Source organism: uncultured Veillonella sp. (assembly GCF_915069625.1).
Taxonomy (GTDB): Bacteria; Bacillota; Negativicutes; order Veillonellales; family Veillonellaceae; genus Veillonella.
Genome location: NZ_CAJZFD010000110.1, coordinates 1 through 6,704 on the forward strand (window position 1 = coordinate 1; position 6,704 = coordinate 6,704).

The 6,704-nt window shown below is 40.7% G+C and carries 8 protein-coding genes; all 8 read right to left on the reverse strand.

From position 1 onward, the window contains the following. Nucleotides 1-28: 28 nt before the first annotated feature. The 8 genes from QZ548_RS06670 to fapR all read right to left on the reverse strand — a co-directional run bounded on the left by QZ548_RS06670 (nucleotide 29) and on the right by fapR (nucleotide 6,573). Nucleotides 29-985: a nitronate monooxygenase family protein gene (locus tag QZ548_RS06670; protein ID WP_005386972.1), complete on the reverse strand. Its 957-nt coding sequence runs from the start codon at nucleotides 983-985 to the stop codon at nucleotides 29-31. 77 nt (nucleotides 986-1,062) lie between these two features. Next, nucleotides 1,063-1,293: an acyl carrier protein gene (locus QZ548_RS06675; RefSeq protein WP_004693441.1), complete on the reverse strand. Its 231-nt coding sequence runs from the start codon at nucleotides 1,291-1,293 to the stop codon at nucleotides 1,063-1,065. A gap of 51 nt (nucleotides 1,294-1,344) precedes the next feature. Beyond that, nucleotides 1,345-2,088, reverse strand: coding sequence for a 3-oxoacyl-[acyl-carrier-protein] reductase (fabG, locus tag QZ548_RS06680; protein WP_295869212.1), 744 nt, complete (start codon nucleotides 2,086-2,088; stop codon nucleotides 1,345-1,347). A gap of 1 nt (nucleotide 2,089) precedes the next feature. Further along, nucleotides 2,090-3,031 (reverse strand): ACP S-malonyltransferase, encoded by a 942-nt coding sequence (gene fabD, locus QZ548_RS06685; RefSeq protein ID WP_295869213.1) that lies wholly within the window; start codon nucleotides 3,029-3,031, stop codon nucleotides 2,090-2,092. Nucleotides 3,032-3,041: 10 nt separating this feature from the next. Next, nucleotides 3,042-3,986: an enoyl-[acyl-carrier-protein] reductase FabK gene (gene fabK / locus QZ548_RS06690; protein WP_295869215.1), complete on the reverse strand. Its 945-nt coding sequence runs from the start codon at nucleotides 3,984-3,986 to the stop codon at nucleotides 3,042-3,044. A 15-nt stretch (nucleotides 3,987-4,001) separates the two neighbouring features. Continuing rightward, nucleotides 4,002-4,997: a beta-ketoacyl-ACP synthase III gene (locus tag QZ548_RS06695; protein WP_295793497.1), complete on the reverse strand. Its 996-nt coding sequence runs from the start codon at nucleotides 4,995-4,997 to the stop codon at nucleotides 4,002-4,004. After that, complete coding sequence (plsX, locus tag QZ548_RS06700; RefSeq protein ID WP_295793499.1) at nucleotides 4,981-6,009, reverse strand: phosphate acyltransferase PlsX; 1,029 nt, start codon at nucleotides 6,007-6,009, stop codon at nucleotides 4,981-4,983. The genes QZ548_RS06695 and plsX overlap by 17 nt, the downstream gene beginning before the upstream one ends. Before the next feature lie 3 nt (nucleotides 6,010-6,012). Beyond that, nucleotides 6,013-6,573, reverse strand: coding sequence for a transcription factor FapR (gene fapR / locus QZ548_RS06705; RefSeq protein ID WP_005386980.1), 561 nt, complete (start codon nucleotides 6,571-6,573; stop codon nucleotides 6,013-6,015). Between the last annotated feature and the right edge of the window lie 131 nt (nucleotides 6,574-6,704).

Sequence of the window (6,704 nt, forward strand, 5' to 3'; positions counted from 1 at the left end):
CCTCTTATAGCTATACAGCCCTTTTAAATTAATCAATCTCTGCTACTTGCTGTTTGAGTTGAGCAAAGATATCTTTAACTGGCATAATCTTGTCGACTTTTCTCATATTATTGCCAGAGAACACCAAACCTGTTTCCACATCACCTTGTTGTGCACGAGAAAGAGCACGGATGATACAGAATTTATGGGAACAATGTTTTAAACAGTTATCACACACCGTTGGAGGTGCTACAGTACCGTCTAATACAGATTCAGCAAATTTATTTTTAATTGCTTGTCCAGGCAAACCTACAGGGCTTTGAATTAATACAATGTCCTCAGGGTTAGTAGCCCGTACATACATTTTTTTCAATTCGTCAGATGCATTACATTCATCAGAAGCAGCAAAACGACTACCCATTTGAACGCCACTAGCACCTAATTTCAACATTTCTACAATGTCACGACCATCAAGAACACCACCAGCACCAATAACTGGAATGTTTTTAACAGCAGCTACAACTTCCGGAACGATTTCTCGAGCGGAACGATCCGTACCCAAGTGGCCACCAGCTTCGCAACCTTCTACGATGACTGCTGCCGCACCTAGACCTTCAGAAATGCGAGCTAATTTTGCGGACGAAACGATTGGTACGATTGGAGTACCAGACTCTTTGCCCATTGCGAACATATCTCTTGAAAAACCAGCACCTGCTACTACAAGATCAATGCCCTCTTCGATGGCAGTTTTTACTAAGCCAGCAAATTGTGTGGCTGCAACCATCGCATTTATACCAATAATACCCGTAGGTGATAATTTTCTAGCTAATTGTATTTCGTATCGTAATTCATCAAATGGCAAACCGGATGCTGCAATAAGGCCGATACCACCTTCATTTGCAACGGCTGCTGCCAAGCGAGCTGTAGACAATCTAATCGCCATACCACCTTGAATAATAGGTACTTTGGCCACTAGATTCCCAATGCGAAGTTCAGGGAGCTTCACTATCAAATCCTCCTGTATATAAAACCGGTGGGGAGGCCACTCGGCCTCCCGTGCGGCTGAATTGTCAGCTTTACAGCTTATTTAGCAGAATCAATATATTCTACTGTATCCTTAACGGTTTTGATTTTTTCTGCAACATCGTCAGGGATTTCAACATTGAATTCTTCTTCGAATGCCATGATCAATTCAACGATATCTAAGGAGTCAGCGCCTAAGTCGTCGATGAATGTAGAATCAATGGTAACTTCAGCTTCATCAACGCCTAATTGTTCCACAACGATTGCTTTTACTTTATCGAAAGTGTTCATTGGTGGTTCACCTCCTTTCAAAGTGTATTTATATATAGTCTAATTTTGAAACTACATCACCATACCGCCATCTACATTGATGACTTGGCCTGTAATATAGTTAGCAAAATCGCTAGCAAGGAATGTTGCTACTGTTGCTACTTCTTCAGCATCAGCCATACGGCCCAATGGAATTTCAGCAACCATAGCTTCTTTAACTTTTTCTGGCAATACATCAGTCATATCTGTATTGATAAAGCCTGGTGCAATAGCATTAACAGTAATGCCACGGCTTGCTAATTCTTTAGCACAGGATTTAGTGAAACCAATTACACCAGCTTTAGAAGCTGCATAGTTAGTTTGACCCGCATTACCCATAACACCTACAACAGATGTCATGTTGATAATACGACCAGAACGTTGTTTCATCATGATTTTAGATACTGCTTTAGTTACTAAATATACACCTTTAAGGTTGATATCAATAACAGCATCAAAATCTTCATCTTTCATACGCATCAACAAACCGTCGCGCGTAATACCCGCATTATTTACGAGAATATCAATGTGACCAAACTCTTTATGAGCTTCTTCTACCATAGAAGCAACTTCATCAGCATTAGCTACATTGGCTTTAATTTTAATGGCTTTACGGCCTAAAGCTTGTACAGCTTCAACAGTTTCTTGAGCTGCACCTTCGCTACCGCTATAGTTAACCACCACATCAGCACCAGATTTTGCCAAATTGATAGCTACAGCGCGACCAATGCCACGGGATGCGCCAGTTACAATGGCTACTTTACCCTCTAAATGCATTTTATCGAACCCCTTTCAAAAATTCAAGCGTTTTCTCTAAGGATGCAATGTCTTCAACATTGGCTAATTCCATATCTTTATTGATCTTTTTAGTAAAGCCAGTAAGTACTTTACCAGGACCAACTTCAACGAAACGAGTTACACCAAAGTTAACCATTTCAGCTACGCAGTCTTCCCACAATACAGGATTAGCAGCTTGTGTAACTAAGGACTCTTTAATTTCGTTTGCATTAGTCAAAATTTTACCTGTAACATTTGCTACTACAGGGATTTGAGCATCGCTCACTTGGATTTTATCCAACTCTTCTTTTAAACGAAGAGCTGCAGGTTCCATCAAACGGCTGTGGAATGGAGCACTTACAGGAAGCATAACAGCACGTTTTGCACCGGCTGCTTTCATCTTTTCTGCTGCAGTTTCTACCGCTGCTGTTTCACCAGCAATAACGATTTGACCTGGGCAGTTGAAGTTAACTGCTTGTACAGAACCAACAGAATCGTTAACCTCTTTACAAATTTCTACAACTTGTTCACGAGGTAAAGCTAGAATTGCGGCCATAGCACCTTTGCCCAATGGCACAGCTTCTTGCATATATTCACCGCGTTTATGAACAACATACACAGCATCTTTAAAGTTCAATACACCTGCTGCTACAAGAGCACTGTATTCACCAAGACTATGACCACCTACGATATCAGGTGTAAAGCCTTGTTCTTTAAGGACTTCATAGCAAGCTACAGATGCAGTTAAAATAGCTGGTTGTGTATTAGCTGTTTTAACAAGTTCAGTATCAGGACCTTCAAAGCACAATTCGGAAATAGAGTAACCAAGTGCTTCATCAGCTTCTTCAAAACGTTGTTTCACAATAGGATATGCATTGTACAAATCTTGTAACATGCCTACTTTTTGGGAACCTTGACCAGGAAAAACAAATGCCGTTTTCATAAGGGCCTCCTTATTTACCAAGACCTTGAAGGTTTTTAATTACAGTTTCAGCTTCAGTCATAATATCTTTGATAATAGTTGCACATGGTTTAACATCTGTTAACATACCAGAGATTTGACCGATCATTACAGAACCTTCTTTTACATCACCTTCAATAGCAGCTTTACGAAGTGTACCTGCACCTAAGTTTTCTAACTCTTCTTTGGAACCACCGCTAAATTCAAGGGATTTATATTTATGTGCCAATGCATTATCAATGATACGTACAGGGTGACCTGTTGTTAAACCAGTCATAACTGTAGCGCGATCTTTCGCTTTCAACACTGCATTTTTGTAGTTTTCATGAGCAATACATTCTTCAGATAATACGAAGCGCGTACCCATTTGTACTGCTTGAGCGCCCAATGCAAAGGCTGCAGCCATACCACGACCATCAGCAATACCACCAGCTGCAATAACTGGTACATCTACAGCGTCTACCACTTGAGGAATCAATGCCATAGTTGTAATATCGCCTACGTGACCACCGGATTCTGTACCTTCAGCAATAATTGCATCAATGCCGCCACGCAACAAGCGTTTTGCAAGTAATACGGAAGCAACTACTGGAATTACCTTTGTACCGATTTCTTTTAAAGCTGGAATGTACACGCCAGGATTACCAGCACCTGTAGTAATAACAGGAACGCGTTCTTCCACAACTACTTCCATAACTTCTTTTACAAATGGAGACATGAGCATGATGTTACAACCAAATGGCTTGCTTGTACGTTCTTTCAATTTGTGAATTTCATTACGGAAAATATCAGGAGGCATATGACCAGCCCCAATGATACCAAGGCCACCAGCTTCGGAAACAGCTGCCGCTAATTCTGCAGTACCGAGCCAAGCCATACCACCTTGTAAGATCGGGTACTCAATCTGCAATAAATCACAAATGTCAGTCTTAATCATCTTGATGTGTCCTCCTTAATACCATTTCAAGACAAGGCTAGCCCAAGTTAGGCCTGCACCAAATCCTGCAAACGCAACGTTATCACCGCGTTTGAAACGTCCTTCACGATTAGCTTCGTCCAAAGCTATCGCTACAGACGCGGCAGATGTATTACCATACTTATGTAAATTAACAAATACTTTTTCCATCGGCATATGTAAGCGTTTTGCAGCCGAATCAATAATGCGAATATTTGCTTGATGTGGAATGAAGAAATCTAACTCATTAAGTTCCATTCCAGCACGTTCTAAAGATCTTAGAACCGTACGCCCCATCGTTTTAACAGCAAATTTATATACTTCAGGACCATCCATATGAATGAATGTTAAACCTTCTTCAACGCGTTGGTCATTGGCAACTACAGCTGTACCTCCGGCAGGAATACAAAGAGATGGACCACCAGTACCATCAGCTCCCATATCAACACCTTTAATGCCATAACCTTCAGGAACTTCAGATACTACTGCAGCACCTGCACCATCACCAAAGAGGATACATGTACCACGATCATTCCAATTCACTCGACGAGAGAGAATTTCTGCCCCTACAACGAGTACCTTTTTATATAAGCCAGAGCTAATATAGCTAGCTGCAGTAATCAATCCATAAACAAAGCCAGAACATGCAGCTTGCAAATCATAAGCCGCTGCATTTTTAGCTCCTAAATTCGCTTGTAATACACAAGCTGCTGAAGGAATAATCATATCCGGTGTTAAGGTAGCAAAAATAATCATATCAATGTCTTCTGCGGTAACCTTAGCCATTTGCATAGCTTTCTTGGCAGCCTCAGTTGCCATATAGGATGTATTCATACCTTCCGGTGCAATGCGTCGTTCTTCGATACCAGTACGTTCTCTAATCCATTGGTCATTGGTATCAACCATTTTTTCAAGATCAAAGTTTGTTACTACATTGTCAGGAAGGAAGCTCCCAGTACCAATGATTCCTACCGGTTTACTCATCATAGTCATACTTCAAGGCTCCTTCAATATCCATTGTTTCTCTTATGTGTTGAATAATCTTACGCTCTACTAAATCTCCAGCAATTTCAATAGCAGTCTTTATCTCTTTTGATTTAGAGCTACCATGGGCAATCATAAAGACCCCATTAACCCCTAAGAGTGGAGCACCACCATTTTCTGTGTGATCTAAGCGTTTAGCCATCTTCTTCAAAGCTGGCTTTACGAGCATAGCACCAATCTTAGCAAAGATACTCCCTGCCATGATGCTATCCTTTACTAATTGTGCAAGACCTGTTACTAGACCTTCCGCAAATTTAAGTACCACATTACCTACAAAGCCATCGCATACAACAACATCTACGGCCCCTTTAGGAATATCACGGCCTTCAATATTACCTTTAAAATTGATGGTTTTCATACGTTCCAAAATTGGATATGTGGCTAGAACGACATCGTTCCCTTTTGTGGCTTCTTCGCCAATATTTAACAATCCTACTGTAGGATTCTCTTTACCTAATAAAAGTTTTGCATATTCAGAGCCCATCAAAGCACCTTGTACAAGATGTTTTGGTTTACTATTGGAGTTAGCACCTGAGTCTAACATAACAGTAATACCACTCACTGTTGGCATCGGAGTAGCAATAACTGGGCGATCGACCCCTTTAATGCGACCGAGTCCAAACAATGCAGCTGCTACAGCAGCACCTGTGCTACCAGGAGCAATTACGGCATCGCAAATATTATCACGAACTAAAGATGTCGCTACCACAACAGATGCGTCCTTTTTCTTACGCAATGCTTGTCCTGGATGCTCATCCATACCGATGACTTGACTGGCATGATGTACAGAAATGCGTGGATTCTTAGCTTCATTATTAGCTTCTAATATATTAAAAATTTGCTGCTCATCGCCGACGAGCACCACTTCAATGTGTTCATTTGCTCGTACGGCTTCAATGGATCCTAGTACAGTCTCCAATGGAGCAAAGTCGCCACCCATGGCGTCTATTGCAATTTTCATAATCTACACCCTATTCTCTACGGATTCCATAATAAATTTTGCGCGAAATACTTCTTTTATTTTATCTCTTATAATGACCCAAATAAAGAACTTATTACCACGGCGACGCACAATTTCTGCTTTTGCCACCAAATTAGTACCAGCTCCTACTGGGTTTTTATATTTTATATTTCCAACCTCCGCAGAACAAACAGTAGTCCCCATGACTACCTTTGCGAGGGAATTCGCTTGAGCATATAAATACTGTGGCTCTACATATCCAAATCGATCTTCCATGTCTGCAGTAGTACGCAACATTGATAATGCTTGTTGCCCTTCCGTGACATCAATCAATTCACCAACCACTTCGTACGGTACATGTTCTACCGTTTCTTGTGATTGACCTGTAGCCATGACGCGTATGCGTTCACGCAATTCAGGAATCCCCAACTCTAGTCGATCAAGACGAATAGTTGGCACACTTACATTAAAGTGTGTTGCCAATTCTTCATCAGTAAGAAATGGCGTAATATTCAGTTTTTCTTGTAACTGCTTTTGGCGCTCTTGCTTCTTTAACCGACTCATGGGACCACCTTTTATGACCTAGTATTAATATTACATCTTAAGTATATATAATAATTCCCATATTGGCAAGGTTTTTCGCATATATAGTGATATATTTTATGGTGATATACTAAATATTGTCCTTATTTTAA

Excerpts from the sequence above, each read along its gene's own strand:
- QZ548_RS06675 (WP_004693441.1), bottom strand. The coding sequence starts at position 1,293 with ATGAACACTTTCGATAAAGTAAAAGCAATCGTTGTGGAACAATTAGGC.
- plsX (WP_295793499.1), bottom strand. The coding sequence starts at position 6,009 with ATGAAAATTGCAATAGACGCCATGGGTGGCGACTTTGCTCCATTGGAG.
- fabD (WP_295869213.1), bottom strand. The coding sequence starts at position 3,031 with ATGAAAACGGCATTTGTTTTTCCTGGTCAAGGTTCCCAAAAAGTAGGC.
- fapR (WP_005386980.1), bottom strand. The coding sequence starts at position 6,573 with ATGAGTCGGTTAAAGAAGCAAGAGCGCCAAAAGCAGTTACAAGAAAAA.
- fabK (WP_295869215.1), bottom strand. The coding sequence starts at position 3,986 with ATGATTAAGACTGACATTTGTGATTTATTGCAGATTGAGTACCCGATC.
- fabG (WP_295869212.1), bottom strand. The coding sequence starts at position 2,088 with ATGCATTTAGAGGGTAAAGTAGCCATTGTAACTGGCGCATCCCGTGGC.
- QZ548_RS06695 (WP_295793497.1), bottom strand. The coding sequence starts at position 4,997 with ATGACTATGATGAGTAAACCGGTAGGAATCATTGGTACTGGGAGCTTC.